This window comes from Acinetobacter sp. ESBL14, assembly GCF_036668815.1.
Classification (GTDB): Bacteria; Pseudomonadota; Gammaproteobacteria; order Pseudomonadales; family Moraxellaceae; genus Acinetobacter; species Acinetobacter gyllenbergii.
Genome location: NZ_JAZEVS010000001.1, coordinates 657945 through 684448, shown reverse-complemented (window position 1 = coordinate 684448; position 26504 = coordinate 657945). Strand labels below are relative to the sequence as shown.

24 protein-coding genes and 2 tRNA genes are annotated in these 26504 nt (G+C 40.8%); 16 read left to right on the top strand and 10 right to left on the bottom strand.

Annotated features, from left to right (window positions below):
• Nucleotides 1-27: 27 nt before the first annotated feature.
• The 6 genes from purH to V6E90_RS03275 all read left to right on the top strand — a co-directional run bounded on the left by purH (nucleotide 28) and on the right by V6E90_RS03275 (nucleotide 7111).
• Complete coding sequence (gene purH / locus V6E90_RS03300) at nucleotides 28-1602, top strand: bifunctional phosphoribosylaminoimidazolecarboxamide formyltransferase/IMP cyclohydrolase (protein ID WP_016540940.1); 1575 nt, start codon at nucleotides 28-30, stop codon at nucleotides 1600-1602.
• A 179-nt stretch (nucleotides 1603-1781) separates the two neighbouring features.
• On the top strand, nucleotides 1782-3068 hold the full coding sequence (gene purD / locus V6E90_RS03295) for a phosphoribosylamine--glycine ligase (protein WP_016540939.1): 1287 nt from the start codon (nucleotides 1782-1784) through the stop codon (nucleotides 3066-3068).
• A 611-nt stretch (nucleotides 3069-3679) separates the two neighbouring features.
• Nucleotides 3680-4555: a MetQ/NlpA family ABC transporter substrate-binding protein gene (locus V6E90_RS03290; RefSeq protein WP_016540938.1), complete on the top strand. Its 876-nt coding sequence runs from the start codon at nucleotides 3680-3682 to the stop codon at nucleotides 4553-4555.
• Between the two features lie 72 nt (nucleotides 4556-4627).
• Nucleotides 4628-5656, top strand: coding sequence for a methionine ABC transporter ATP-binding protein (locus tag V6E90_RS03285; protein ID WP_332604494.1), 1029 nt, complete (start codon nucleotides 4628-4630; stop codon nucleotides 5654-5656).
• Nucleotides 5653-6348: a methionine ABC transporter permease gene (locus V6E90_RS03280; RefSeq protein WP_004654491.1), complete on the top strand. Its 696-nt coding sequence runs from the start codon at nucleotides 5653-5655 to the stop codon at nucleotides 6346-6348. Before V6E90_RS03285 ends, V6E90_RS03280 begins: the two co-directional genes overlap by 4 nt.
• A gap of 133 nt (nucleotides 6349-6481) precedes the next feature.
• The gene (locus V6E90_RS03275; RefSeq protein ID WP_332604493.1) at nucleotides 6482-7111 is read left to right on the top strand and encodes a LysE family translocator; all 630 of its coding nucleotides are present in this window, start codon (nucleotides 6482-6484) and stop codon (nucleotides 7109-7111) included.
• Nucleotides 7112-7117: 6 nt separating this feature from the next.
• Here V6E90_RS03275 and V6E90_RS03270 read toward each other — a convergent pair whose 3' ends face one another.
• Nucleotides 7118-7984 carry a histone deacetylase gene (locus V6E90_RS03270; protein ID WP_332604492.1) on the bottom strand — a complete coding sequence of 289 codons (867 nt, stop codon included), beginning with the start codon at nucleotides 7982-7984 and terminating at the stop codon, nucleotides 7118-7120.
• On the bottom strand, nucleotides 7978-8964 hold the full coding sequence (locus tag V6E90_RS03265) for a hypothetical protein (protein ID WP_262757804.1): 987 nt from the start codon (nucleotides 8962-8964) through the stop codon (nucleotides 7978-7980). Before V6E90_RS03265 ends, V6E90_RS03270 begins: the two co-directional genes overlap by 7 nt.
• Nucleotides 8965-9333: 369 nt before the next feature.
• On the opposite strand from V6E90_RS03265, the gene gloB reads away from it, so the two are divergent.
• The 10 genes from gloB to V6E90_RS03215 all read left to right on the top strand — a co-directional run bounded on the left by gloB (nucleotide 9334) and on the right by V6E90_RS03215 (nucleotide 20982).
• A complete protein-coding gene (gene gloB, locus V6E90_RS03260; protein WP_016540933.1) occupies nucleotides 9334-10065 on the top strand; it encodes a hydroxyacylglutathione hydrolase in 732 nt (243 codons plus the stop codon).
• Nucleotides 10066-10363: 298 nt separating this feature from the next.
• Nucleotides 10364-10570, top strand: coding sequence for a hypothetical protein (locus V6E90_RS03255; protein WP_004654498.1), 207 nt, complete (start codon nucleotides 10364-10366; stop codon nucleotides 10568-10570).
• 298 nt (nucleotides 10571-10868) lie between these two features.
• Nucleotides 10869-12251 (top strand): adenosylhomocysteinase, encoded by a 1383-nt coding sequence (gene ahcY / locus V6E90_RS03250; protein WP_016540932.1) that lies wholly within the window; start codon nucleotides 10869-10871, stop codon nucleotides 12249-12251.
• A gap of 73 nt (nucleotides 12252-12324) precedes the next feature.
• Nucleotides 12325-13161: a methylenetetrahydrofolate reductase [NAD(P)H] gene (gene metF / locus V6E90_RS03245; protein WP_016540931.1), complete on the top strand. Its 837-nt coding sequence runs from the start codon at nucleotides 12325-12327 to the stop codon at nucleotides 13159-13161.
• A 22-nt stretch (nucleotides 13162-13183) separates the two neighbouring features.
• Entirely contained in the window at nucleotides 13184-13903 is a 720-nt protein-coding gene (locus tag V6E90_RS03240) for a 16S rRNA (uracil(1498)-N(3))-methyltransferase (protein ID WP_016540930.1), read from the top strand.
• Nucleotides 13904-14017: 114 nt separating this feature from the next.
• A complete protein-coding gene (locus V6E90_RS03235; RefSeq protein WP_016540929.1) occupies nucleotides 14018-16894 on the top strand; it encodes a bifunctional diguanylate cyclase/phosphodiesterase in 2877 nt (958 codons plus the stop codon).
• A gap of 191 nt (nucleotides 16895-17085) precedes the next feature.
• A complete protein-coding gene (locus tag V6E90_RS03230; protein WP_016540928.1) occupies nucleotides 17086-19356 on the top strand; it encodes an NADP-dependent malic enzyme in 2271 nt (756 codons plus the stop codon).
• Nucleotides 19357-19452: 96 nt separating this feature from the next.
• Entirely contained in the window at nucleotides 19453-20679 is a 1227-nt protein-coding gene (locus V6E90_RS03225) for a multifunctional CCA addition/repair protein (RefSeq protein WP_332604491.1), read from the top strand.
• Between the two features lie 142 nt (nucleotides 20680-20821).
• A tRNA-Asn gene (locus tag V6E90_RS03220) sits at nucleotides 20822-20897 on the top strand.
• A 9-nt stretch (nucleotides 20898-20906) separates the two neighbouring features.
• Nucleotides 20907-20982: transfer RNA gene (locus V6E90_RS03215), tRNA-Asn, on the top strand.
• A gap of 116 nt (nucleotides 20983-21098) precedes the next feature.
• Here the strand turns inward: V6E90_RS03215 and V6E90_RS03210 are convergent.
• The 8 genes from V6E90_RS03210 to lepB are packed head-to-tail and all read right to left on the bottom strand — an operon-like array spanning nucleotide 21099 to nucleotide 26442.
• Nucleotides 21099-21755, bottom strand: a complete 657-nt coding sequence (locus tag V6E90_RS03210) for a tRNA-(ms[2]io[6]A)-hydroxylase (protein ID WP_065342377.1) — start codon at nucleotides 21753-21755, stop codon at nucleotides 21099-21101.
• A gap of 4 nt (nucleotides 21756-21759) precedes the next feature.
• On the bottom strand, nucleotides 21760-22488 hold the full coding sequence (gene pdxJ / locus V6E90_RS03205; protein ID WP_016540925.1) for a pyridoxine 5'-phosphate synthase: 729 nt from the start codon (nucleotides 22486-22488) through the stop codon (nucleotides 21760-21762).
• A gap of 53 nt (nucleotides 22489-22541) precedes the next feature.
• Nucleotides 22542-23249, bottom strand: coding sequence for a DNA repair protein RecO (gene recO, locus V6E90_RS03200; RefSeq protein WP_016540924.1), 708 nt, complete (start codon nucleotides 23247-23249; stop codon nucleotides 22542-22544).
• Nucleotides 23250-23258: 9 nt separating this feature from the next.
• Nucleotides 23259-23456 carry an NF038104 family lipoprotein gene (locus V6E90_RS03195; RefSeq protein ID WP_332604490.1) on the bottom strand — a complete coding sequence of 66 codons (198 nt, stop codon included), beginning with the start codon at nucleotides 23454-23456 and terminating at the stop codon, nucleotides 23259-23261.
• Nucleotides 23457-23482: 26 nt separating this feature from the next.
• A complete protein-coding gene (era, locus tag V6E90_RS03190; protein WP_016540922.1) occupies nucleotides 23483-24508 on the bottom strand; it encodes a GTPase Era in 1026 nt (341 codons plus the stop codon).
• A gap of 4 nt (nucleotides 24509-24512) precedes the next feature.
• Complete coding sequence (gene rnc / locus V6E90_RS03185) at nucleotides 24513-25208, bottom strand: ribonuclease III (RefSeq protein ID WP_016540921.1); 696 nt, start codon at nucleotides 25206-25208, stop codon at nucleotides 24513-24515.
• Nucleotides 25177-25554, bottom strand: coding sequence for a DUF4845 domain-containing protein (locus tag V6E90_RS03180; protein ID WP_016540920.1), 378 nt, complete (start codon nucleotides 25552-25554; stop codon nucleotides 25177-25179). Before V6E90_RS03180 ends, rnc begins: the two co-directional genes overlap by 32 nt.
• A gap of 24 nt (nucleotides 25555-25578) precedes the next feature.
• Complete coding sequence (lepB, locus tag V6E90_RS03175) at nucleotides 25579-26442, bottom strand: signal peptidase I (protein WP_023270294.1); 864 nt, start codon at nucleotides 26440-26442, stop codon at nucleotides 25579-25581.
• Nucleotides 26443-26504: the final 62 nt, after the last annotated feature.

The window sequence follows — 26504 nt, the reverse complement described above, 5'->3', positions numbered from 1 at the left end:
GTAGACTTCAAACTGTTGACTAAAATCATGACTATCAAACGTGCTTTAATCTCTGTTTCCGATAAAACTGGAATCGTTGAATTTGCTCAAAATCTTGCAGCTCTAGGGGTAGAAATTTTATCTACGGGCGGTACATATAAGTTGCTTAAAGACAACAATATCGCCGTAGTAGAAGTTTCTGAACATACAGGTTTTCCTGAAATGATGGATGGTCGTGTAAAAACACTGCATCCTAAAATTCATGGAGGCATCTTAGCGCGTCGTGGTCTGGACGAAGCGGTGATGCAAGAACACAACATCGATCCGATAGATCTAGTGATTGTGAACCTGTATCCATTTGCAGCAACTGTCGCAAAACCAAACTGTTCTCTTGCAGATGCGATTGAGAATATCGACATCGGTGGCCCGACCATGGTTCGTGCCGCAGCAAAAAATCATGCTTCAGTCGGTATTATCGTAAATGCTTCTGACTATGATTCAGTTATTGCTGAATTAAAAGCCAATGGTGGCTTGTCTTATGAAACACGTTTTGACTTGGCGGTAAAAGCGTTTGAGCATACAGCACAATACGATGGCATGATCGCCTCTTACCTAGGCGCACGTGTAGGTAAAGCAGAAGGCGAAGCAGATGTGTTCCCGCGTACCTTCAATACACAGCTAAATAAAGCACAAGATTTACGTTATGGTGAAAACCCGCATCAAAACGCAGCTTTCTATGTAGAAGCCAATGCCAAAGAAGCATCGGTTTCAACTGCGAAGCAATTACAAGGTAAAGAGCTTTCTTATAACAATATTGCAGATACTGATGCCGCACTTGAATGTGTGAAATCATTTGCAAAACCTGCTTGTGTGATCGTTAAACATGCAAACCCTTGCGGTGTTGCGGTTTCATTAGATGGTATCAAGGCAGCCTATGATCTTGCTTATGCAACCGACCCTGAATCAGCATTCGGTGGCATCATTGCATTTAACCGCGAATTAGATGCTGCAACTGCACAAGCGATTGTAGATCGTCAATTTGTTGAAGTGATTATCGCTCCAAGCATTGCGGATGGCGTACTTGAAATTACTGGCGCGAAAAAGAATGTCCGTGTGCTGGTGTGTGGAGAACTTCCTGCGATTGATGCACGTACAGCACAACTTGACTATAAACGTGTAAATGGCGGTTTATTGGTTCAAGACCAAGACTTGGGCATGATCACCAAAGATGATCTTAAAGTTGTGACCAAGCGTGCACCAACTGAACAAGAAATTGATGACCTAATCTTTGCTTGGAAAGTAGCGAAATATGTGAAATCGAATGCGATTGTTTATGCCAAAAACCGTCAAACCATTGGTGTAGGCGCTGGTCAAATGAGTCGCGTTAACTCCGCACGTATTGCTGCGATTAAAGCGGAACATGCAGGCCTCGTGGTTGAAGGTGCTGTCATGGCATCTGATGCATTCTTCCCGTTCCGTGATGGTATTGATAATGCAGCTAAAGCTGGCATTAAATGTATTATCCAACCAGGCGGTTCAATGCGCGACGAAGAAACCATTGCAGCTGCGGATGAAGCTGGCATTGCCATGGTGTTCACAGGTATGCGTCATTTCCGTCACTAAATGATCTGAGTCTCAACGCAATCCCCCTAAATCCCCCTTTAAAAAAGGGGGACTTACTTTTTCACTCGAATAAGCTTGCTCCCCTCTTTCTCAAAGAGGGGTTTGGGGGAGATTCAGAGGGACTTTTTTATTCTGAACAGGTATATTCTTAGATACTGAAAAAGGGAAATAACTTAATAATGAATATTTTAGTTTTGGGTAGCGGTGGCCGTGAACATGCACTTGCATGGAAAATCGCACAAGATGCAAAAGTCACTCAAGTATTTGTTGCGCCAGGTAATGCCGGCACTGCAACTGAAGACAAATGTATCAATGTTGAACTCGATATTTTAAACAATCCAGCGATTATTGAATTTGCGAAGGCAAATGATGTTGCTTTGGTGATTGTTGGTCCAGAAGCACCATTAGTGAATGGTGTGGTGGATGCAGCACGTGAAGCTGGCTTAAAAATCTGGGGACCAACCCAGTACGCTGCACAGCTTGAAGGCTCAAAGGCATTTGCCAAGCACTTCTTAAAACGTCATAACATTCCTACCGCTTTTTATGACGTATTTACTGAAGTTGATGCGGCTAAAGCCTACGTTGAACAAAATGGTGCACCGATCGTAATTAAGGCTGATGGCCTAGCTGCTGGTAAAGGCGTGATCGTGGCAATGACCAACGAAGAAGCTTTTGCTGCGATTGACGATATGCTTGCAGGTAATAAGTTTGGTGAAGCAGGCTCACGTGTTGTGATTGAGCAGTTTCTTGCGGGTGAAGAAGCCAGCTTTATTTGCATGATTGATGGCAACAACATCTTGCCGATGGCCACCTCACAAGATCACAAACGTATTTTTGAAGGCGATGAAGGTCCCAATACTGGCGGTATGGGGGCTTACTCTCCTGCTCCAGTCGTAACCGCAGAAGTCTTTGAACGGGTCATGAATGAAGTGATGCGCCCTACCGTTGATGGTATGGCAGCAGATGGTCATGTTTATACTGGCTTCTTATACGCTGGCTTAATGATTGATGAACAAGGTCAACCGCGTGTGATCGAATTCAACTGTCGTTTTGGTGACCCAGAAACCCAACCGATTATGATGCGTTTAAAATCGTCTTTGGTTGAATTAGTTGAAGCTGGTATTGCAGGTCATTTACCAAGCGAAGCTGAATGGGATGAGCGTAAATCAATTGGTATCGTACTTGCCGCTGGCGGTTATCCTGAAACGGTTCGCAAAGGCGATGTGATTTCAGGTCTTGGTCAATCTCCAGAAGACACCAAGATTTTCCATGCAGGTACTGCAATGAGCGCAGATGGTCATGTGATTACTGCTGGTGGTCGTGTACTGTGTGTAACAGCACTGGGTGATACCGTACTTGAAGCACAAATCAATGCATTAGAAGTATGTGGTCAAGTCACCTTTACAGGTATGCAATACCGTAGTGACATCGGTTACCGTGCCATTGCACGTGAAAAAGCTGAATAAGCCACTTCAAGCCAAAAAGCCTTCTTCGGAAGGCTTTTTTATTCCTGAAACAGCATAAAATCAACTTCTATATTCATTATTTAAATATAAACTTCAGAAAAATATATATTTGTTATTTAATTGATCCATCTTTTTAAGTATTTTAGAAAATTTATAAAACTATCATCCATTTATATTTACTTAGCACATAATTTTCTTCAAATAATCAGTCTCTTATACGCAATGGTACAATTCTCCCCTCTATAACCCATACTCAATTATTGATATGATTGCCCCAATTTTAGATGTTGTTTTTATGTTAACTCCATATTCTTTTTCATGATTTTCAAATGATTAGAATATTTAACCTAACAAAACAAATTGCAGCTAAATCCAAATTTGATTAGAAAATAGGGTGTGTTATTCATTTTTTTCATTTCTGAGATACAGAATGGGCACATGAATATTCATTCATTTTTCTAGTGTTGTGGAAAGGACTCTAGTTCAAACTTCAAGAATAATTGACATGATTGTTTGAGGCCGATGCCAATTTACAACATACAAACCTATTGCAATCATTAATGCTAGAGAAATGCTGATTTTCTCGACATTATTCCGATTAGGATTTATACATGAAAAAGCTGATTAGTCTTTTTTTAAGTGTATCGGTGTTATTACTTGCCGCATGCAGTAAACAACCAGATACCGCATCGACCGAACAAAAAGGTGATGCTGCTGCATTACAAACTGTTGTAATCGCTTCTACGGGTTCAGACGCTGACATCTGGCGTTATATCGCAACTTTACCTGAAACTAAAGCTGCTGGTCTTAAACTCGACATTAAAAACTTCACAGATTATGTGGCAATGAATACTGCTGCTGCAAACAAAGAAGTCGATTTAAATGCATTCCAATCTTATGCTTATCTTGTTGCCTTTAATGCTGCAAACAAAGACAAGATTGCGCCTGTTTCAACGACTTATTTAGAGCCAATGGGGATCTACTCAAGTAAAGTGAAAAAGGTTGAAGAGTTTGCTGAAGGTGCAACCATTGCCATTCCAAATGATGGTGCAAACGAATCTCGTGCATTATTACTTTTACAAAGTGCTGGCTTGATCAAGTTAAAAGCTGACTTCGATCCAGTGAAAGGTACACCTGCTGACATTATCGAAAACAGCAAGAAAATCGTAATCAAGCCGATTCAAATGGCAACAGCAGTTCGTGTTAAAGACGAAGTTGATGCGATTTTATTAGGTAATACGCTTGCGATGGAAGGCGGTTTAAACGTGCTCAAAGATGCGATTTTCTATGAGCCAGTTGATCAAAGCACCAAATTAAACGTAAACGTATTGGCAACTGCTGAATCTCGTAAAGATGATCCTGTGTTGCAAAAAGTTGGCGCGCTTTACCATACTGAAGCTGTGAAGAAATATGTTCAAGAACACTTTGCGGGTACTAAAGTTGACGTAAACAAACCAACAAGCTATCTCACCGAAGCAAATTCGTAATATAATACCCTCAAATAAAACAGGCAAAGTGATTTTGCCTGTTTTTTCTTTTCTGCCATAGTACTGACGAACATGATCCAATTTAAAAACATTTCGAAACACTATCAGTTGAAAGGTCAAACGATCAATGCGTTGGATCAGATCAATCTAGAGATCCCAGACGGTAGTATCTTTGGCATTATCGGCTATAGTGGTGCAGGTAAAAGTACGCTTATCCGTTTGATTAATTTGCTTGAGCGTCCGACTCAGGGACAAGTGATCATTCATCAAAAAGACTTTACCGCAATGGATGCACGGACACTTCGTCAAGAACGTGCAAATATCGGCATGATCTTTCAGCACTTCAATTTACTTCAAACCAAAACAGTGTCTGAAAATATTGAAATGCCACTTAAGCTATTAGGTCATAGCAAAGCTGAACGTGAAAAGCGTCTGGTTGAACTCTTAGATTTTATTGATCTTAAACACAAAAAAGATGCCTACCCTGATGAACTTTCTGGTGGGCAAAAACAACGCGTCGGAATTGCACGTGCATTGGCAAATCATCCCAAGATCTTACTTTGCGATGAAGCCACCTCAGCACTTGATCCACAAACCACCAAATCGGTTTTGGCTTTATTAAAAAAGATTAACAAAGAACAAAAGATCACCATTGTGATGGTAACGCATGAAATGGATGTGATTGAATCCGTATGTGATTATGTCGCAGTGATGGAAGCCGGTCATGTGATTGAAACGGGTCCGACTTTAGATATTTTTAGTCAGCCTCAACACCCTACCACTAAAACCTTTATTCAAACCGTATTGCAACAGCAGTTGCCGATCAATATTCTGAATAATCTTGAGCACAAACACCATAATAGTATTTATAGCCTGCAGTTTTTGGGTACATCGGCACAAGAAACTGTGATTCAGGCCGCGATTAAGCAGTTTGATATCAGTTTGAATATCCTATTTGCCAACATGACCGAAATTAATGGCACGGTGATTGGCCAAATGTTTATCCAACTGCTGGGCGACCCGCTTATGATCCAAGAAACGGTAAAGTTCCTTGAGCTTCAAGGTGTGAAAGTTGAACAGTCTGGAGTGGTTAGCCAATGAGAGATTTAATTGTACAATGGCTGACTCAAGTCACTGCTCCGTTTTGGCATAGCTCGCTTTCAATTGACCAGTTTGTTACAGCGCTACAAGAAACCTTTCAAATGGTGTTCTTCTCTTTGCTGTTTGGCTGCATTTGGGGCTTAATCCAAGGTATTACCTTAGTGGTGACCCGCACGGGTGGCATCTTACAAAATCGTGCGATTTATTATTTTCTCAATCCAATTGTCAATGCCTTACGCTCCCTACCCTTCATTATCTTACTGATTGCGGTGATTCCACTGACCAAAATGTTAGTTGGAACATCAATTGGGACATGGGCAGCGATTGTACCTTTAACCATTTATGTCGGCCCATATCTAGGTCGCTTAATTGAGACTTCATTACTTGAAGTGAATGAAGGCATTGTTGAATCCGCTCAGGCAATGGGTGCTTCGCCTTGGCAAATTATTTTTAAGTTTATTATTCCTGAAGCACGTAGCTCTTTGATTCTGAATTTAACCACAGGTACGATCTCGCTCATTGGTGCAACAGCGATGGCAGGTGCTGTTGGTGCTGGTGGTATTGGTGACTTGGCGATTTCTTATGGTTACCAACGTTTCGATACCAGCGTGGTTATTTTAACCGTAATTGTTTTATTGCTATTGGTTCAAATGGTACAAATGCTTGGAGATTGGTTGGCTAAATTACGCTAATTTTCATTCTATACTTGATTAAGGAATATATTGAAAACTCAATATATTCCTTTTATTTTTCTCAAAAACTGACCAAATGATATAAAATAATGCTCTATTAAAATAATAGTAAAAAATCCAGCAAGAGCACAATATGGCATCGCTTGAAATACTCACCACTTTTTTAATTACAACGTTTATTTTTGCTTATATTCCTGGCCCAGCAATGCTATATACCGCCGCACAAACTTTAGCAAAAGGGCAAAAATCTGGTTTCATGGCAACTTTAGGACTTTTTATAGGAGGATGTGCCCATATCATAGCCGCCGCAGTTGGGCTCACGACACTGTTTCATCTATTTCCAGTTCTATATACCGTCATTAAAGTCCTTGGTGCATGTTGGTTGATCTGGTTAGGTATTAAACTCATCAAAGACACTCCAACATCCAACACGCTAAACACTGCTCAAGAGGAAATTGCAGGAAAAACACTCAAAGAAAGTATCTTGGTCGAAGTATTAAATCCTAAAACTGCGATTTTTTATCTCGCATTTTTACCTCAATTTATCAATAGCGCTTCAGAATCACCGGTCTGGCTACAATTTATCCTTTTAGGTTTAATCGTTAATACGATTTTTATTTCTGCAGATCTTGTATGCGTTTTTCTGGCTGAATTCGTCATGAGAAAAATGAATAAATCCCAAAGTATCCAAAAAGTTATGTCCATATTGGGTGGTTTAATCTTTATTTCTTTGGGCCTATTTCTGGTTTTGGGCCAACACTAAATCAGCTTATGCAAAGTAAACTTCATTCGCTGCCTTAAAGGTATTTACATGCAATGGCACTAAATCATCCAGTGCCTGATACCCCCCCGCCAAAACGAACAGCATTGGAATTTTCATTTTCTTGGCCATCTCAAAGACAATTCGATCACGTTCGAATAATAACTCCGTCGTAAACCATTTAGAGCCGTATTTATCATGTTGATGGCAGTCCATCCCCGCCTGATAAATAATCAAATCCGTCTCCCAACGGGAGGCATATTGAAAAGCCTCAAAAATCGCTTCACGATATAAATCAAAATTGCCTTGTTTGGGATGAATATAACGGGTCAGACTGCGATCACCAGCCTTACAACCGAAACGAATGCCAAAAATCCCAAAGTTCAGCAAATTAGTCATGCGATTGGTGAAAATCGCAGTCCCATCACCGCCATGCTGATCACAATCCAAAACAAAGATACGTTTTTCTGGATATTGCTTTGCCACTAAGGCCAAGCCATTGAACGTGCAATAGGCCGCACCAGATTCATAACTGGCATGATGAAAGCCTTGGGCAATATTGGCAGCAATACCCTCTTTAAATGCAATCTCCGCACCCACCAATTGCCCCGCCTGTACTGCCAGAATTGCATCGCGAAGCTGTTCATTCCAAGGCTTAAACCCTTGTATGGTCGCAAACGCAGACTGTCCCGATAAAAAAGCTTCAACATACTGTGGATTGTGCAATTTCTTTAACAGTTCAACATCAATGCTACCAGGATCAACCAGTTCAACCATCTGCTGAGTCCGTAATACCTCAGCGACAGCAGTGAGTTTTTCCATACTATTGGTATGCGTTTGTGCATAATAGCGAGGCGAATAACAGGCTTTTAGCATGGATGTCCTACATAAATTTGATCTTGGGCAATCTCCATGAGTTGACTTAATTCGGTGCTATCAGGTCGGAACAGTCCATTCTCCACCTGCTGTTTAAAATGATAGCCAAAGGCACGTGCACGATTATCGGGTGACACGGCCAAGGTGGTTAAGCGTAAAAACCAAAAACCATTCATTGCTGTAATTGGAATTACATAGCCCTTATATTGCTTATTTTTATGCTTAGGCAGCTGTTCGATGTCATAACTGGCTGAAAACAAACTACCCGCAGGTAAGCGCACCCCATTCATCATTAAAGGCACCAGACTGATACAGGAATGATTATCCCCCATATTCAGTTTTTCCATCATGATCGGTTGCTGCTGTGCATCGACAAAAATATTGATTTCCCCCTGCCGTAATAAACGATGATGCGCAATACGTAAGAAGAATTTCTCTGCCATCGGACATGAACCAACTTTAGGTTTTTCTTCTAAGGACTGGCAATCAATCATGCCCAGCACTTGTGCATCCTGTGGTAAAAGAATATCACTCAGCAACTGGCAAATTAGTTTGCTTTCTTCGAGTTGGACCTTTTGATAAATATGTCTGAGTTTGGCTTGAAAATTGACTTCTTGTTGCAAGCTCTGTGCAAAGCTCTCTTCTGGGTTTAAGCGCTGCAAACACTGTTGAACCCCAGTATTAACATCCAGATTGCGCCATGTCTCCAACATCAGTCCATAGGAGGAAGCTTGATTGAGAATATTCCTCAATGCTTTAGTATCGTAATCTTCAAAAATTCGAAAATCCTGTAAGCCGATAGGATCGCGTGTTTGCGAAACAAATTCAGCAATCACACGTGTCGCTTGGGTATAACCACAACCTCGTCGCTCTGTTTGATGGCTAAAATGTTCATTCAACATTTCTGTAAGTTTGGCAGAGAGCGGGGATAAATATTTTTTAAAAATAACGACCACTTCATGGTCGACCATCTCAGACATGATTCCCTCTCTTGTTATTTTGATTTATCAACTTCCATCTATCGCAAATCACTTATACTGCTTATTTAATCTAATCATTCGCATTTATTAATTTAGCTTTAATTAAGTATTTTTATACGACTAAAGATGAATATAAATCATTAACTTATAAACCTTTTATCTCATCTTCATTGAAAATACAGCACTTGTCAACGATAAAGATATCGCCTGAACTTAGCTGTCAAAATATGCCCTAAAAAGTCATTCACCTCCCCATCTAATCAACATCGATTTTGCACTGGAGCACATTTACATTTACACTAGAAATAGGCACTCAACTGAGTACCCAACTCGCAATAACCACATCAAACAAAGCTTTAGGATTCGGCTATGCATTATAAGATTCATGCCATTGACGTAAAAAATGCCTTAAAAAACTATATTTGGTTATTGGAAGATACACATACACAGGACGTTGTGGCGATCGACCCAACTGAAGCGGGTTTAGTGATTGATTTTTGCCAACAACATCAACTTCAACTGAAGCAAATTTGGTTGACGCACTGGCACAAAGACCATACCGGTGGGGTTGAAGGCTTACTCGCCGATCAAAATATTATGGTCTATGGTCCACGTGATGAACTCAGTAAGATTTCACTGATCTCCAACCCTTTACAAAATGACGATCATTTTCATTTTAACGACCTAAAAGTTGAAATCATTGCGACTCCCGGGCATACCCTTGGTCATATTACCTATTTTATTGAAAAAATAGAGACATTGTTTAGTGGTGATACCTTGTTTGCAATGGGCTGTGGCCGCCTATTTGAAGGTACTGCCGAACAAATGTATCACTCATTAAATCGACTGGCAGCCCTACCCATTCAAACTAAGGTCTACTGTACGCATGAATACACCCTAGCCAATGCAGAATTTGCTCTCACCGTTGAACCTAACAATGTGGCATTACAACAGCGGATGGAACAGGTCAAAGCCCTAAGAGCAGCAGATCAAATCACACTCCCAAGCACCATTGAATTAGAGCTTGAAACCAATCCCTTTTTACGTACCGAAAGTGCTGATGATTTTGCACGTATCCGTAGTTTGAAAGATCAGTTCTAAATAAATGCATTAAATTTAAACGATTCATTTTCCATTTTTCGTTAAAAGTGGAAAATGAAATTATTTTTTACATTTATCATGCTCAATTTAAAAAAAAATCGAGTGTAGTTTATTAAAAAATAAAATTAAATAATCAATAAAAATCAAAATGATAAACAAACACCAGATAAGTTTCTCTCTATAAAAATTACGCTAAATTTACATTAGTTACACGTGGAAAAATAAATCTATGCAATCCCCCTTTAAAAAAATTTAACCGACCCTTATTAATATTTACATGTTCACAAGGAGATCTGTCATGAAAAACAGAGTTGTTAAAGCAAAAAACGTATTGGCTTTCCGTATTTGGTTAGAAAAATTAGGCTATTCAGTTAAAAATCTGACAGATAACCGTGGTTTTACATTCAGCTTTAAAAAAGAATATGGTCTAGTCACCTGTGACTTATCTGGTAATGCTTTAGCAATGCAGCTTGGCGAAGAATTCGAAGATCATTTAAAAGCATAATGACAAATTTTCTGATCGTTCAGGGTTTCAAAGGGATTTGGAATCCTGATTCTAAGAATCAACAAATTTAAATATTTCTCCCTCTATTTAATCCCTCATTTTCTAACCATTTCATACAAAATTTTATTGGAACCAACGCAATTTCCAAGTATCATTATGCCCAGTCGAGGGATGCTGCGACAATTGATCGGCACTAAAGATCAATTTGCCAGGCTCGACGATCGGTTAGACATTCGTTTTAACCAACAACGGCATCCGCGAACAGAATGATCCATACTATTTTTTCTAGGAGATCCTGATGAACGCGGTGAATGCTTCATTTACAGATTATAAAGTTGCTGATATTTCCCTTGCTGACTACGGTCGTAAAGAGATCAAACTTGCTGAAGCAGAAATGCCAGCTTTGATCGGCTTACGTAAGCGTTATGCAGCAGCTAAACCACTTGCTGGCGCAAAAATTTTGGGTTGTATTCACATGACAATCCAAACAGCTGTTCTTATTGAAACATTGGTTGAGCTTGGCGCAGAAGTGCGTTGGACCTCTTGCAATATCTTCTCTACTCAAGACCATGCTGCTGCTGCCATTGCTGCAAGTGGTGTCCCAGTTTTCGCTTGGAAAGGCGAAACTGAAGAAGAATATGTTTGGTGTTTAGAACAACAGATCAATGTGAATGGCCAACCTTGGGATGCCAACATGATCTTGGACGATGGTGGTGACTTAACTGCACTTGTTCATGACAAATACCCTGCACTTTTAGAGCGTATCCACGGCATTACCGAAGAAACCACAACAGGCGTACAACGTCTGTTGGAAATGTGGAAAGACGGTTCCCTTAAAGTTCCTGCAATCAATGTCAACGATTCGATCACTAAATCGAAAAATGACAACAAATACGGTTGCCGCCATTCATTAAACGATGCGATCAAACGTGCGACTGACATGTTACTTTCTGGTCGTCGTGCACTTGTGATCGGTTACGGTGACGTAGGTAAAGGTTCTGCGCAATCTTTACGTCAAGAAGGCATGATCGTACGTGTAACTGAAGTTGATCCAATCTGTGCAATGCAAGCCTGCATGGATGGATACGAAGTTGTATCTCCATATAAAAATGGCGTACAAACTGGCAAAAAAGAAGACATTAACCAAGACTTATTGGGCAATACTGACCTTGTTGTGACCACAACTGGTAACTACCATGTATGTGATTCTGCAATGTTAGATAGCTTAAAAGCGGGTGCTGTAGTATGTAACATTGGTCACTTCGATACAGAGATCGATACGGCATACTTACGTGGCTACAAGTGGGTTGAAGTGAAGCCACAAGTACACCAAGTGTATCGTTCAGAAGACGAAAACAACTACTTGATCCTTCTTTCTGAAGGTCGTTTAGTGAATCTTGGTAATGCAACAGGCCACCCATCACGCGTGATGGACGGTTCTTTCGCCAACCAAGTCCTAGGTCAAATGCATTTATTCGCTGAAAAATTTGCTGACTTACCTGCTGAGCAAAAACAAGCTGCGATTCGCGTAGAAGTCCTTCCTAAGAAATTAGATGAAGAAGTTGCTGCTGCAATGGTGCTTGGCTTTGGTGGTGTGTTAACACAATTGACTCAAGTACAAGCAGATTACTTAGGCGTTCCTGTTGAAGGGCCGTTCAAATCTGACGCTTATAAATACTAAGAAATTCAGGGCAGACGTTTTACGGACTGCCCTTTTTTCTAAAATTTCCAAGCGATTTTAAAAAGGATTTGAAATGACGAAACGTGTTCCTATTTCTTTTGAATTTTTTCCACCTAAAACAGATGCTGGTGCAGAAAAATTAAAAGGTGTTCATCAAGAATTACAGCTGTTAAATCCAGAGTTTTTCTCAATTACCTACGGTGCAGGTGGTTCAACCCGCGAACGTACATTAGCTGCGATTCATGACTTTAATGGCAAAGGTACGCCTGTTGCGCCTCACCTGTCTTGTATCGGTGATGACAAAGTCCGTATTGCCGAACTTTTAGATTTATATAAATCTCAAGGGATTGATCGTATTGTCGCTTTACGTGGTGACTTACCATCTGGTCAGGTCGGCTTGGGTGAACTCCCTTATGCCCAAGACTTAGTTCGCTTTATCCGCGAGCATTCAGGCGATCATTTCCACATTGAAGTGGCAGCCTATCCTGAAATGCACCCTCAAGCTGACACCTTTGATGGTGATATTCAACGTTTTGTCGAAAAAGTTAATGCGGGTGCCAATGCTGGTATTACTCAGTTTTTCTTCAATCCAGATGCTTATTTCTATTTTATCGAGCGTATTGCCAAAGCTGGCGTGAATATTCCGGTTGCGCCAGGTATTATGCCGATTACCAATGCAAGCAACCTGATCCGCTTTGCGGATGGTACCGGTGCGGAAATTCCACGTTGGATTCGCAAGCAACTGGCTGCATATGGTGATGACAGTGCAAGCATCAAAGCATTCGGTCATGAAGTGATTGTAAAACTTTGTGAACGCTTGATTGCCGGTGGCGCACCAACGCTACATTTTTACTCAATGAACCAAACAGAACCGACTCGACAACTGGTTGTCGATCTTGGTTTAAACTAATTTGTACGAGCACGACCCAAGCATGAATCGTTTTTATATCGAAACCGAATTAAACACTGGCAATACCATTGAATTAACCGAATCGGTATTTCACCATTGGGTCCGTGTACTGCGTGCGAAAGAGCAAGAACAAGCCATCTTTTTCAATGGAAAAGGTGGTGAATATGTTGTCACCCTGACTGAAATCAACAAAAAAAATGCCTTTGTTTCGGTTGATCAGTTTGATCCAACTGATCGTACCGCACCATTCAGTGTGGTATTGGGTCAGGTGATGAGTAAAGGTGATCGCATGGATTATGCGATTCAGAAAGCAACTGAATTGGGCGTAACCAGTATTCAATTACTCACCAGTGAACGTTGCGAAATGCGTTTAAAGTACGATCGTGATCAGAAAAAAATAGACCACTGGCAATCTGTAGCAATCGCCGCTTGTGAACAATGTGGCATGAACCGAGTTCCTCAAGTTTTAGCCCCGATTGCTTTGGCTGACTGGCTCAGCAGTGAGTTGCCGGCATCACGTTTTGTACTTGCACCCAATAAAGACCAAACCAATGTATTGCTCAACAGCAGCCCCGATCTCGCCTTATTGATTGGTCCAGAAGGTGGTTTAAGTGAAGCCGAGATTCACTTGGCTAATCAACATCAATTTAAAAACTGGTGCATTGGTGATCGAGTGTTAAGAACTGAAACCGCTCCTATCGTTGCCTTGTCGATTTTAAATTATCACTTCTCATTGAGCTAAGTACTTGGCATTGCTTTCTGTGGTCTTTAGCGCTAATTTAAAATAAGCTCCATATGTTTACAAAAAGACAAAGACTGTGAATATAGATAAAAAATTAAAAGGATTATTCTTTGTATGTTAGGGGTTCAGGACAAAAATTTGCCACAGTTTATCTATACGGACCAAATTGATTATCCAAATCACGTACGTTTATTCGTTTTAAGCGTGTTTTGTATTTGTCTGTTAGATTATGCCCTATTTGGGATTTTTTACTCTTTTGAATCCAACATTTTCACAACCTGGATGAGCATCACCCTCATTCTTTTGTTTAGCTTTAGCTGTGTTTGTCATTTCTTACTCAAACGCTATTCTTCGGTTCGCTATAGCAATCAAACCAATCTCATTTTTCAACTGATCTGTTTTTTTACAGGCTTACTGATTGGGGTCAACACCATTGTCATCAATCATTACTTGGCGGTCGATATCCCGCATTTGGTTGGGTCACATGTTTTAACCTTAACAGCTTTATTGCTCACAGCCTCTCATATCATCGCACTGACTTTTTTAACTCAACATATTCGCTATTTCTTCTTATTTTTTATCCCAAGTATTGTGCCATTAATCATCTCACAGTTTTTGCATCGAGATCATGATCACACCCTGTTCTATCTGGCCTATTATTCCTCCTTTTTTGCCACGGTACTCTGCGCTCAAGTCACCTATAAAATTCATAAACGCTTGGCCTTGGTGCTGGATAAAAATAAACAACTGATTGATGTGGCCGAGCAGCATAACCAATGGACCGAAGAGCTGTGCCAACAATTACAGCGTGAAGTGAATAAGTCCAAAGATATTGAAGCGCAACTGCAATTCAATAATCACCTGCTGGAACAAAAAGTTCGTGAGCGTACATTCGACTTGACGCAAATGAATGAAAGCTTAGAAGAACATCGTCAGAACTTAAGCTTTGCCCATGAAACTGCAGGCATTCGCCCTTGGGACTGGAATCTTGAAAGCCATACCGTTGGAGTCACCAATGCACATAGTCAAGCAGTCACGCGCAATTCTGAAAACCATTACACCCTACTGCATAAAATCATTCATCCTGATGATATCGAGCGGGTAAAAAACACCTTATATAATCATTTATGTGGCCAAACTAAGCGCTATGAAGAAACCTTCCGAATTAAACGTCATAATGGTGAATGGACTTGGATTCATGATGTTGGTCAGGTGATTTTACGGGATCCCAAAGACGACACCCCTTTGCGAATGGTGGGTATTCACCGCGATATTAATCAAGAAAAGAAAGATCAGGAACGTTTAAAGCTTGCTGCCAGCGTATTTGAGCAAGCTTCAGAAGGTATTTTCATTTTAGATGAAAACTTTAACTATGTTGAAGTGAATCCTAAATACGAACAGCTAACTGGAATGGATAAACAGGCTATTATCGATAAGCAGTTATTTGAAATTACTAAGCAAAATAAGCAGCATCATCATAATTTTCATTTATCGATTCTTGATACATTACGTGAAGAACAGGAATATGAAGGTGAATTTCAAGAAACCTATATTTCTGAAAAATCTTGTTTTTTGTGGATTCATATCAATGCTGTGAAAGATGAACAAGAGCGTGTTATCAATTATATTGGGATTGTTTCAGATCAAACTGAACGTAAGCACCAAGAGCAACGTTTATCCTATTTAACCAATTACGATACGCTCACCGATCTACCGAACCGTTTTTATTACCAACAACAATTACATCAATATCTGGTCAATGAAGCTTCGATTCAGCATCTGGCTGTCATCCGTTTAAATATCGACCGCTTCCGTGCCTTGAATGAGATCATTAGCAATAAAGCTGGCAACGAACTCCTCAAACAGGTCGCACAACGCTTACGCATCAGTAATATTGATGCATTACTTGTCGCCCATTTAAGTGCAGATGACTTTGCGATTATTTATGAAATTTCGCCCGTACATCCGCCACTTCATCAGCTCTGTAATAATATTGTTGAAGCTTTTAGCAAACCTTTTTACCTTGCCGATCAAGAATACTTTGTCAGTATTTCAATCGGAGTTGCCATTTATCCAGAACATGGCCGTCAAGTCGATAATTTAAACACCCATGCAGAACAGGCATTGACCGAAGCCAAACGTTTAGGTGGTAATACCATTCGCTACTACTCCAATGAAAGAGCCAATTTTGTAGCCAAATATACAGATCTAGAACTCGACCTAAGAAAAGCTATTCAGAATAACGAATTGGTGGTGTATTACCAGCCTAAAATCAATGCGCATAACCATCAAATTAATGGCTTTGAAGCATTGATCCGTTGGAAACATCCAACCAAGGGCCTGATCATGCCAAGCATTTTCATTCCTTTGGCAGAAAGCACCAGTCTGATTTCGGATATTGGACAATTTGTTTTACATGAAGCCGCCAAACAGCTACAAACATGGCAACAACTTGGTTATAGCAATATCAATATTGCAGTCAATATAGTGGCACAGCAAATTTTACGTGGTCAGTTGCTGCATGATATTGATGCGGTATTAAATAGCTATGCAATTTCGGGTAAAAATCTTGAATTGGAAATTACTGAATCTGCCTTTATTGAAAACACCGACAGCGTCAAAACGGTATTACATGCCATTAAAGAACGCCAGATTTCAATTGCATTGGATGACTTCGGTACGGGTTATTCATCACTAGCCTACCTCACCGAATATCCAATTGACATTTTGAAAATTGATCGTGCCTTTATCTCAAAAATTGGCAATGCCAAACAGGATGCGATCGTTAATGCCATGATCGCCATGGGCAAGACCATTGGCCTAAAAGTTGTGGCTGAAGGTGTTGAAACCGAGCAGCAATATGAGTATTTAAAACGACAAAATTGCGACATATTACAGGGTTACTTGTTTTCACAACCTCTCACTGCCGCTCATGCGACAGAATATCTGCAAAAACAAAAGCAGCAGTCAACCGCAAGATATTCCATTTAAACGTGAATTTTAACCTTTTTTACGCTGTATTTTTCACTGAATAGCAGCTGTCAATACGTATGCAGTTCAGTGAAAATAAGCTTTTTTGACTGTGCGAAAGCATGAACTAGTGCTATATTCTTGTGCACTTATCTTAATATCGTAATTAGACAGCTAGATGTCTGATTATTATCGGAACAAACGAGACTCAGATGGACGATCAATCTTTAAAACAAGCCGCTTTGTATTACCATGAATTTCCAACCCCAGGAAAAATCAGTGTGACACCTAGCAAGCAGCTCGTTAACCAACGAGATTTAGCGCTTGCCTACTCACCTGGTGTTGCTGCGCCATGTTTGGAAATCGAACGTGACCCTTCTACCGCTGCCAAATATACAGCGCGTGGTAATCTGGTTGCCGTCGTGAGTAATGGTACAGCCGTGCTTGGTTTGGGAAATATTGGCCCGCTCGCGTCTAAACCTGTAATGGAAGGTAAAGGCGTTCTGTTCAAAAAGTTCGCTGGTGTTGATGTCTTTGATATCGAAATTGATGAAAATGATCCAGACAAGATTGTAGATATCGTTGCTGCATTAGAGCCGACGTTTGGTGGTATCAACTTAGAAGATATCAAGGCACCAGAATGTTTCTACATCGAGAAGAAACTTCGCGAACGCATGAAAATTCCTGTATTCCATGATGACCAACATGGAACCAGTATTATTGTCGGTTCAGCATTGCTCAATGCCTTACAACTGGTCAATAAAAAAATTGATGAAATTAAAATTGTAGCGTCTGGCGCTGGTGCAGCTGCACTTTCGTGCTTAGACTTGCTTTGCGCATTAGGCGTGAATAAAGCCAACATCGTTGTTGCCGACTCTCGCGGCCTTCTCACGACATCACGTGAAGGCCTAGATGAATCGAAAAAACGTTATGTACAAGACATTCAAGCAACACAATTGCATGAAGTTATGGCTGGCGCAGACATGTTCCTCGGTCTTTCAGCAGCAGGTATCCTCACCAAAGAAATGGTGAAAGAAATGGCTGAAAATCCAATTATTTTTGCCCTTGCCAACCCTGACCCAGAAATTTTGCCTGAACATGCGCATGAAGTACGTCCAGATGCGATTATGGCAACAGGTCGTTCAGACTATCCAAACCAAGTGAATAACGCGCTTTGCTTCCCTTATATCTTCCGTGGCGCATTGGATGTAGGTGCAACAACCATTAATGAAGAAATGAAAATTGCTTGCGTACATGCAATTGCACGTATGGCACATGTGGAAGCAGATGCTGCCACCTATGGTGAAAAATCAGCTTCATTTGGTCGTGATTATTTAATCCCTCGCCCACTTGATCAACGTTTGATTTTAGAAATTGCACCTGCTGTTGCGAAAGCAGCAATGGACTCTGGTGTTGCTACACGCCCAATTGAAGATTTCTCTGCATATCGTCAACGTCTTTCTGAATTTGTTTATAACTCAGCATTCTTGATGAAGCCAATCTTCTCTCAAGCGAAAACTGATCCAAAGCGTATTGCTTATGCTGAAGGTGAAGATCAACGCGTATTACGTGCCGTTCAAATTGTTGTTGATGAAGGTTTGGCAAAACCAATTCTTGTTGGTCGCACTTCGGTTATTGAAGACAACATCAAAAAGTTGGGTTTACGTTTACAGCATGGCGTGAATATTGAAATCGTCGATCAGGAAAAAAATCCTCAATACGAAGATTTCTCTAAAGAATATCATCAAATCATGCAACGTAAGGGTGTAACGGTTGAATATGCGCAACGCGAAGCACGTCGTCGTTCTACTTTAATCGCAGCGATGCTGGTTAAATTTGGTAAAGCCGATGGTATGTTGTGTGGTACTTATTCAAGCTACGATATTCATTTAGATTTCGTGAAAAATGTGATTGGCCTTAAAGAAGGTCGCAGCACATTCTTTACTTTGAATGCCTTAATGCTTGAAGATCGCAATTTATTTATTGCCGACACCTATGTAAATACCAACCCAACGGCTGCACAACTTGCAGAAATGACCATTTTGGCTGCTGAAGAAGTTCGTCGTTTCGGTATTACACCACGTGTCGCACTACTTTCTCACTCAAGCTTTGGTAGCGACCAGAATGACCCAAGCGCACAAAAAATGCGTGAAGTCTATCGTCTGCTTTCAGAACAGGCACCTGAGTTAGAAGTTGAAGGTGAAATGCATGGTGATGCAGCATTAGATGAAAATATTCGTCATTTTGCATTCCCAAATTCACGTTTCAAAGGTTCAGCAAACTTGTTAATTATGCCGAACCTAGATTCAGCCAATATTTCATTCAACTTGTTAAAAGCAACTTCTGGTAATAATGTGACCATTGGTCCTATTTTATTGGGTGCTGCAAAACCTGTTCATATTCTTACACCTACAGCAACGACTCGTCGTTTGGTGAATATGACAGCGTTAACGGTTGCCGAAATTCAGCAAAGCCAAAACTAAGTTCACTTAAGCCTCGCTTTTCTTGAAAAGCTTCGCTTAACCCTTGAGAAAACCTCTATTCTGTAGCATGATTGTGTGAAGAATAGAGGTTTTTTCATGCAAGTTTATTTAGTAGGCGGTGCTGTCCGAGATCATTTACTCGGCCATCCCTATCACGAAAAAGATTATGTGGTGGTTGGAGCAACGCCCGAGCAATTACTCGCCAAAGGCTATCAACCCGTGGGAAAAGATTTCCCGGTATTTCTGCATCCAATAACAAAAGAAGAATATGCTCTTGCGCGTACAGAACGTAAATCAGGCGTTGGCTATCATGGTTTCCAGTTTTTCACAGACACAACCGTTAAATTAGAAGAAGATCTGATTCGTCGTGATCTCACTATTAATGCCATGGCCATGAATGAAGCGGGCACAGTATATGATCCTTATGGCGGTCAACGCGATTTAGAGCAGAGAATCCTGCGTCATGTGTCTGATGCATTTACCGAAGATCCATTGCGTGTTCTTCGTGTGGCGCGTTTTGCTGCCCGTTATGCCGCCTATGGCTTTAAAATTGCAGATGAAACGCTGCAATTAATGCAGGATATTGCCCAATCAGGTGAATTAAATGCATTAACACCAGAACGGGTCTGGAAAGAAACCTCCCGTGCTTTACTAGAAGATCACGCGGATGTCTATTTCCAAACCTTAAGAGACTGCAACGCCTTAAAGATTCTATTTCCAGAAATCGATGCACTTTTTGGGGTACCTCAACGTCCAGAATACCATCCAGAAATCGATTGCGGTATTCATACGCTAATGGCACTTAAACAAGCCTGTTTAGCAGGATATGCATTGGACGTCCGTTTTGCGGTATTGGTTCATGATCTTGGTAAAGCGCTCACCCCTGTAGACGAACTACCCCGCCATATCATGCATGAAGAACGTGGCATACAGCCTGTAACCGACATTTGTGATCGTTTAAAAGTACCGACACATTTAAAAAATTTGGCACTGATCGTCTGCAAAGAGCATTTAAAGTGCCATCAGATCATGAACCTGAAACCAGGGACACTATGGCGGTTATTACAACGTTTAGATGTGCTACGTCGTCCTGAGAAAGTCATTGCCTTTGTACAAGCCTGTGAATGTGATGCCAAAGGTCGCCTAGGTTTGGAACATCGCCCCTATCCACAAGCGCAATATGTTTTAGATGCAATGGAAATCGTACGTAATATACGTGCACAAGATTTACCTGAACATATTACGGGTCCTGAGATTGGTGAAATGCTGATTCAGTATCGAATTGAGGCCTTGGCAAAGTTTAAGGAAACATTCAATAACTGATTAATTTTTAAGTAAATTAAATCTTTTTTGTACAAATTTCCTTATTCGAAGACTAAAAAGATTATTAATCAAGCAAACGATTAATTTTATTTACTATTGTTGTTGACGCATCCGCTTTTCATGCCTAAAATGCGCATCAGATTCTCCAATAGCTCAGTCGGTAGAGCGACGGACTGTTAATCCGCAGGTCCCTGGTTCGAGCCCAGGTTGGAGAGCCAATCTACTATTCTCCCATAGCTCAGTCGGTAGAGCGACGGACTGTTAATCCGCAGGTCCCTGGTTCGAGCCCAGGTGGGAGAGCCAAGATTCTAAAAAGGCCCTGATCATTGATCAGGGCCTTTTTTATTGTTGCTAAAACCGCATTTAATAAAAAAGACCTCTAAAAAGTAGAAGTCTTTATATTGAAAATATAGTCTAAATCAAGCAGCGACTTTTGCAGGTACACCACTATGAAAACGGAAGGTATCATCTGGGCTTAAAATCAGATTCTTTTCCACTTCACGGATACGCTCGATTCGCTGTTGAATATCTTCTTCGGGATCTTTGAGTTTCGCTGTTTTTGCAACATCCAATGCCAAGGCTAGATAGTCCTCAAAATGGCGAGATTCCGACTTAAGCAAATAGCGGTAGTACCGCCCCAGCTCATCGTCCACAATCGGTGCCAGCGCATAGAAACGCTCACAAGAGCGTGCTTCTACAAATGCACCAATAATCATGACATCAATTAACGCCTCAGGCTCATAAGTGCGAATTTCTTTACGCAATTCACCTGCATAACGTCCGGCACTCAAACCCTTCCACTCTTGTCCACGTTTGGTCATGAATTCTAAAACCTGCTCATAATGCAGCATTTCTTCACGTACCAATTGTGCCAATTTCACTTGCAAGTCAGTAAAGAAGCTATAGCGGAACATGAGATTCATGGCCGTTCCAGCTGCTTTCTTTTCACAATTGGCATGGTCTTGCATTAAAGTGTCTAGATTATTCAGCGCTTCATCCAGCCAAGCTCGAGGAGTGCTGCAACCTAAAAAATCAATGACGGGTTGCATCAACTCATCATACTTTATACTACTCATTCAATTATCTCGCAGCAGCCTGAATCGCTGCTTTCATCTCTTTTACTGCTTGAGCCAAACCAACAAATACACTATCTGCAATGATTGAATGACCAATATTGAGTTCATGAATGTGTGGAATCGCAGCAATTGCAGCGACATTGTCTAAATTCAACCCATGCCCTGCATTCACCACCAAACCTTTTGCTGCTGCATATTCGGCACCTTTGATAATACGGGCCAACTCAGCTTGCTGTTGTTCATCCGTTTCTGCATCTGCGTAAGCACCAGTATGGATTTCAATGGTTGGTGCACCACATGCCACCGCTGCATCAATTTGTGCCAAATCAGCATCAATAAATAAAGATACATCACTGCCTATGGCTTTCAGTGCTTCAGTTGCAGCTTTGACCTTTTCAAAGTGACCCACCACATCCAAGCCACCTTCTGTGGTGACTTCTTGACGACGTTCAGGGACAAAACACACGTGTTGGGGTTGAATCTCTTTGGCAAACTCAACCATTTCATCCGTTACAGCCAACTCAAGATTCATACGTGTTTTTAACAATGGGCGCATACGACGCACATCATCATCTTGTATATGGCGGCGATCTTCACGCAAATGTAAAGTAATCCCTTCAGCACCCGCTTCTTCACAAACCAAAGCAGCCTGAACTGGATCAGGGTAAGTTGTACCACGTGCTTGTCTTAATGTCGCAACATGATCAATGTTTACACCTAAGATTGCAGCCATAAAAATATCCTATCGTTTATCCTTCTTTTTGCATCATCAATACATCAAGAAGATCAAGTTTGTGTACTTTGAATCCAAAGTTGACGGCTTTTCAGCGGTCGATCGCCCAACAAAGAGCTAATCATTTGCCGATATAGTTTACCCAATAATTGCAACTGTTCGGGAGAAAAATCCTGTCCCTCTTCATAACATTGCATTGAGCCAATCAACATGCCTGAGAGCGTAGAACGTGAGGCTTGTGCAACTGGTAAGAAACCATCATTCAATTGAAAAAGATAATGCTGGGCAGCATGCACCTCTTGTTGATTTGCATCAACTGAAAAGTCAATTGCGTAACCAAGCTCTTGCAGTAAAGCATGTTCAAATTGTCGTAAAATCTGTCGCAAAAATAATGCTGCTTGCTCATGTGAAGCGAGTTGTTGTAATTGTAATAATATCAATTGATATTGTTCAAAGGTTTGCGGCATAGCCTCTTCTAAAGGACATAAACGCAGCAAAATTTCATTTAAATAAAAACCCGCAAAAAAAGCATCCCCGTGAAAAAACACAGGTTGATTTAAAATTTCCAGTTTGGTGAAATTTTTGAGTTCTGATTTGCCTGTGGCTTGTAAACGAATTGGCTGATATTGAGGTGGTGGGGTTTGTCTTAAAATCCCATCCACCCGACCATATTCTTGTGTATATAAATGCACAATATGGCTTTTTTCACGATATTTACGATGATGAATCAAATAGCCATGCAGGACTTCATTACGCATCATAAAGCGAGACTAGTCCTTCTTTTTCTCATCCTTATCTTCATCATCGCCATCAGGAATAACTGCACCAACTACAGCAGCAGTCCCCTTAACAACACCTTTGGTGGTCTTATAAGCAACTTTAACAGGTACGGTCACAAGCTTATGAACACAGCCTTGCAACATGAAGATGCATGTTACGATTGCGAGTACACGGATTGTTATTTTCATACCTGTTTCCATTGTCTTAAAACCTGTTAAATATCGCTATAACCCAAGCTTTTTAACGCACGCTCATCATCAGACCAACCACCTTTGACTTTCACCCAAAGTGTCAGCATGATTTTCTGTTCAAACATTTTTTCCATGTCTGCACGTGCATCCATGCCAATGCTTTTTAGCTTCGCACCTTTATCACCAATCACAATGGCTTTTTGACCTTGACGCTCTACGAAAATCGTTGCATCAATATACGTACAAGGTGGCTTTAAACGACCTGTTTTTTCATTTACGGTCGCTTCTTCAGTTTTAAACGATTCAATTTGTACGGTCAAATCATATGGAAGCTCTTCACCCAACTGACGCATAATTTTCTCACGAATGATTTCACTCGCAAGGAAACGTTCAGAACGATCGGTAATCTGATCTAATGAATACAAAGGTGGTTGATATGGCAGATACTTCTCAATGGTATCGCGTAAATGATCGAGATTTGCACCACGCAATGCTGAAACTGGAACAATTTCAGCAAAATTCATCAGCTTCGCACGCTCTCGAATCAGCGGTAAAGCTTCATTTTTATTTTCAAATGTATCTAGCTTATTGATCACAAGGATCACAGGCATATCTGCATTTTTAAGTTTTTCCAAAACCAATTCATCGTTTTGAGTCCACTTTTGTGCATCAACCACAAATAAAACCAAGTTCACATCACGCAATGCTGAGTGCGCAGCACGGTTCATCATCTTATTGATGGCGCGAACTTCTTTTTTATGCATCCCAGGGGTATCTACGAATACCGCCTGTGATTTCTCACGCGAATCGATCCCCACGATCTTGTGACGTGTAGTTTGTGGTTTACGTGAGGTAATGGATAGTTTCTGACCCAAGATATGGTTCATCAAAGTTGACTTGCCCACATTTGGACGGCCAACAATAGCAACAAAACCGCTTTTGAAATCTGAAGGAATTGTACTTCCTTGAGAACTAAAAAATTGATCAACTACATTATTGCCATCTTGCTGTTCAGTTGCTTCTGGCTTATTTTCTTCTGAATGAGACATCAGGTTATTGCTCCAATAATTTTAAAATCTCTGCCGCTGCCGTTTGTTCGGCAAAACGACGACTTGAGCCCTCGCCTATAATTTTTGGCAATCCCGCCACATCACATTCCACTTTGAAATGTTGATTCGGGGCATCACCTTGAATATCTACAACCTCGTAAACTGGGAGAGGTTTTTTACGTGCTTGTAAATACTCTTGCAAACGTGATTTCGGGTCTTTCAGTTGATCTGTCGGTTCGATATGATCAAGATATGGTTCATACCATTTTAGCACAATGCGTTCCAGCAAGTTGAGATCATTACTGTCTAAATAAATAGCACCAATAATGGCTTCAACGGTATCTGCAAGAATAGACTCTCGGTGATGGCCACCAGATTTTAACTCGCCTGTGCTTAAAATTAATGACCGACTCAGCTGTAAATCGTTTGCGATTTTTCCCAACGCTTCCTGTCGAACTAAAGTCGCACGCATTCGCGTTAAACGGCCTTCATTTTCCAGTGGATAAGCATTGTACAAATAATTAGCGATGATCATCCCTAATAATGAATCGCCTAGAAATTCTAGGCGTTCATAATTGTGTTTATGGCTGACCGAGCGATGGGTCAAAGCCAGTTTTAACAAGTCAAACTGTTTAAACTGGTGACCTATACGCCCTTGCAGCCGTGTATCATTGAGCTTGTTTTGCAGATTTTTGGTCAAAAGTCTTCTCAAAGGTCATAACTAAACTGATATTCAGCATGAAAGGCTTACGTATTTCATACTTCTTTATCACGACAAGATCATCTTTATAAGTCACTTGCGCGATATCTTTAAAATGTAAATCACGAATCCCGTTCATATCAAAACGTTGATCCATCTGAGTGTTAAACTTACTCGGCGTAATATTTTCAGGGCTATCTTTAAGCAAGCCCTCAATCTGAGTATTAATCAGTTTGTCATCCCAGTATGCTGGCCAAATCGCAACTGCTGCTTTCACAGCAACTGCAAATAAAACCACCCCAAATAAAATTGCAATATACGAAGTCCCTTGTTGAGATTTACGCATCTGTCTATTTCCTATCTATTTTTATTAGTCAATCTTACCATTTCGGTTAAAACTTGGAAGATTTAAACCAGGTTCTTTATGCATCCATACATAAAAAGCTCGCCCAGTTAAATTCGCTTCAGGTACAAAGCCCCAAAAACGACTGTCTGCACTTTGATCACGGTTATCGCCCATGGCGAAGTATTGTCCTTTTGGTACAGTCACTTCCCAATCTTGACCATTGCTTTGGATAAATACGTCATTCTCTTTGGCAACAAATGGGACTAACGCTTCAGCACCCCGCAATTGCGCAAATTGGAATTGTTCAGCCAAAGGATTACGTCCTTCTAAGTAACGAATCAAATGCTGATGTTCACCCAAAGTTTCTTTAAAATAAAGTGCTGTCGGCGTATCTTGCTGGTCTTTCTCACGTGAGAATTGTGTTGCTACCTTTGCAATCTGCTTTCCATTGATAATCAATTGACCCGCTTTAAACTGAATGTGGTCGCCAGGTATACCCACTACACGTTTAATATAGCTAATCGTAGGTTGTGGTGGATAACGAAACACAATCACTTCACCACGTTTTGGCTCACCCACATCAATGATTTTAGAATTTACGATTGGTAAACGCACACCATAATCAAACTTATTCACCAGAATAAAATCACCCGTTTCTAAGGTCGGGACCATAGAATCTGACGGAATATTAAATGGCTCATACAAGAAAGAACGCAGTACAAGTACAACCGCTAACACTGGCCAGAAATCATAGGCCCATGTAATGACAAAGTTCTCTTGATTACGCCCACGTGTTGCACGCTGTTTCAATACCAACTTATCCAGTAACCACACCAAAAAGAAAATCAGTGTTGCTGGTACCAGAATCAAGTTAAAATCAAAATCCACAAACCCTCTCTTGCAGTGTTACTGCTCGTCGTTCGACTGGGTAAAACAAACGTTTCCCCAGC

Excerpts from the sequence above, each read along its gene's own strand:
- purD (WP_016540939.1), top strand. The coding sequence starts at position 1,782 with ATGAATATTTTAGTTTTGGGTAGCGGTGGCCGTGAACATGCACTTGCA.
- purH (WP_016540940.1), top strand. The coding sequence starts at position 28 with ATGACTATCAAACGTGCTTTAATCTCTGTTTCCGATAAAACTGGAATC.
- V6E90_RS03285 (WP_332604494.1), top strand. The coding sequence starts at position 4,628 with ATGATCCAATTTAAAAACATTTCGAAACACTATCAGTTGAAAGGTCAA.
- ahcY (WP_016540932.1), top strand. The coding sequence starts at position 10,869 with ATGAACGCGGTGAATGCTTCATTTACAGATTATAAAGTTGCTGATATT.
- metF (WP_016540931.1), top strand. The coding sequence starts at position 12,325 with ATGACGAAACGTGTTCCTATTTCTTTTGAATTTTTTCCACCTAAAACA.
- V6E90_RS03230 (WP_016540928.1), top strand. The coding sequence starts at position 17,086 with ATGGACGATCAATCTTTAAAACAAGCCGCTTTGTATTACCATGAATTT.
- V6E90_RS03255 (WP_004654498.1), top strand. The coding sequence starts at position 10,364 with ATGAAAAACAGAGTTGTTAAAGCAAAAAACGTATTGGCTTTCCGTATT.
- V6E90_RS03290 (WP_016540938.1), top strand. The coding sequence starts at position 3,680 with ATGAAAAAGCTGATTAGTCTTTTTTTAAGTGTATCGGTGTTATTACTT.
- V6E90_RS03275 (WP_332604493.1), top strand. The coding sequence starts at position 6,482 with ATGGCATCGCTTGAAATACTCACCACTTTTTTAATTACAACGTTTATT.
- V6E90_RS03265 (WP_262757804.1), bottom strand. The coding sequence starts at position 8,964 with ATGTCTGAGATGGTCGACCATGAAGTGGTCGTTATTTTTAAAAAATAT.
- V6E90_RS03210 (WP_065342377.1), bottom strand. The coding sequence starts at position 21,755 with ATGAGTAGTATAAAGTATGATGAGTTGATGCAACCCGTCATTGATTTT.
- V6E90_RS03225 (WP_332604491.1), top strand. The coding sequence starts at position 19,453 with ATGCAAGTTTATTTAGTAGGCGGTGCTGTCCGAGATCATTTACTCGGC.
- V6E90_RS03240 (WP_016540930.1), top strand. The coding sequence starts at position 13,184 with ATGAATCGTTTTTATATCGAAACCGAATTAAACACTGGCAATACCATT.
- V6E90_RS03280 (WP_004654491.1), top strand. The coding sequence starts at position 5,653 with ATGAGAGATTTAATTGTACAATGGCTGACTCAAGTCACTGCTCCGTTT.
- V6E90_RS03235 (WP_016540929.1), top strand. The coding sequence starts at position 14,018 with ATGTTAGGGGTTCAGGACAAAAATTTGCCACAGTTTATCTATACGGAC.
- gloB (WP_016540933.1), top strand. The coding sequence starts at position 9,334 with ATGCATTATAAGATTCATGCCATTGACGTAAAAAATGCCTTAAAAAAC.
- V6E90_RS03180 (WP_016540920.1), bottom strand. The coding sequence starts at position 25,554 with ATGCGTAAATCTCAACAAGGGACTTCGTATATTGCAATTTTATTTGGG.
- recO (WP_016540924.1), bottom strand. The coding sequence starts at position 23,249 with ATGATGCGTAATGAAGTCCTGCATGGCTATTTGATTCATCATCGTAAA.
- V6E90_RS03195 (WP_332604490.1), bottom strand. The coding sequence starts at position 23,456 with ATGAAAATAACAATCCGTGTACTCGCAATCGTAACATGCATCTTCATG.
- pdxJ (WP_016540925.1), bottom strand. The coding sequence starts at position 22,488 with ATGGCTGCAATCTTAGGTGTAAACATTGATCATGTTGCGACATTAAGA.
- era (WP_016540922.1), bottom strand. The coding sequence starts at position 24,508 with ATGTCTCATTCAGAAGAAAATAAGCCAGAAGCAACTGAACAGCAAGAT.
- V6E90_RS03270 (WP_332604492.1), bottom strand. The coding sequence starts at position 7,984 with ATGCTAAAAGCCTGTTATTCGCCTCGCTATTATGCACAAACGCATACC.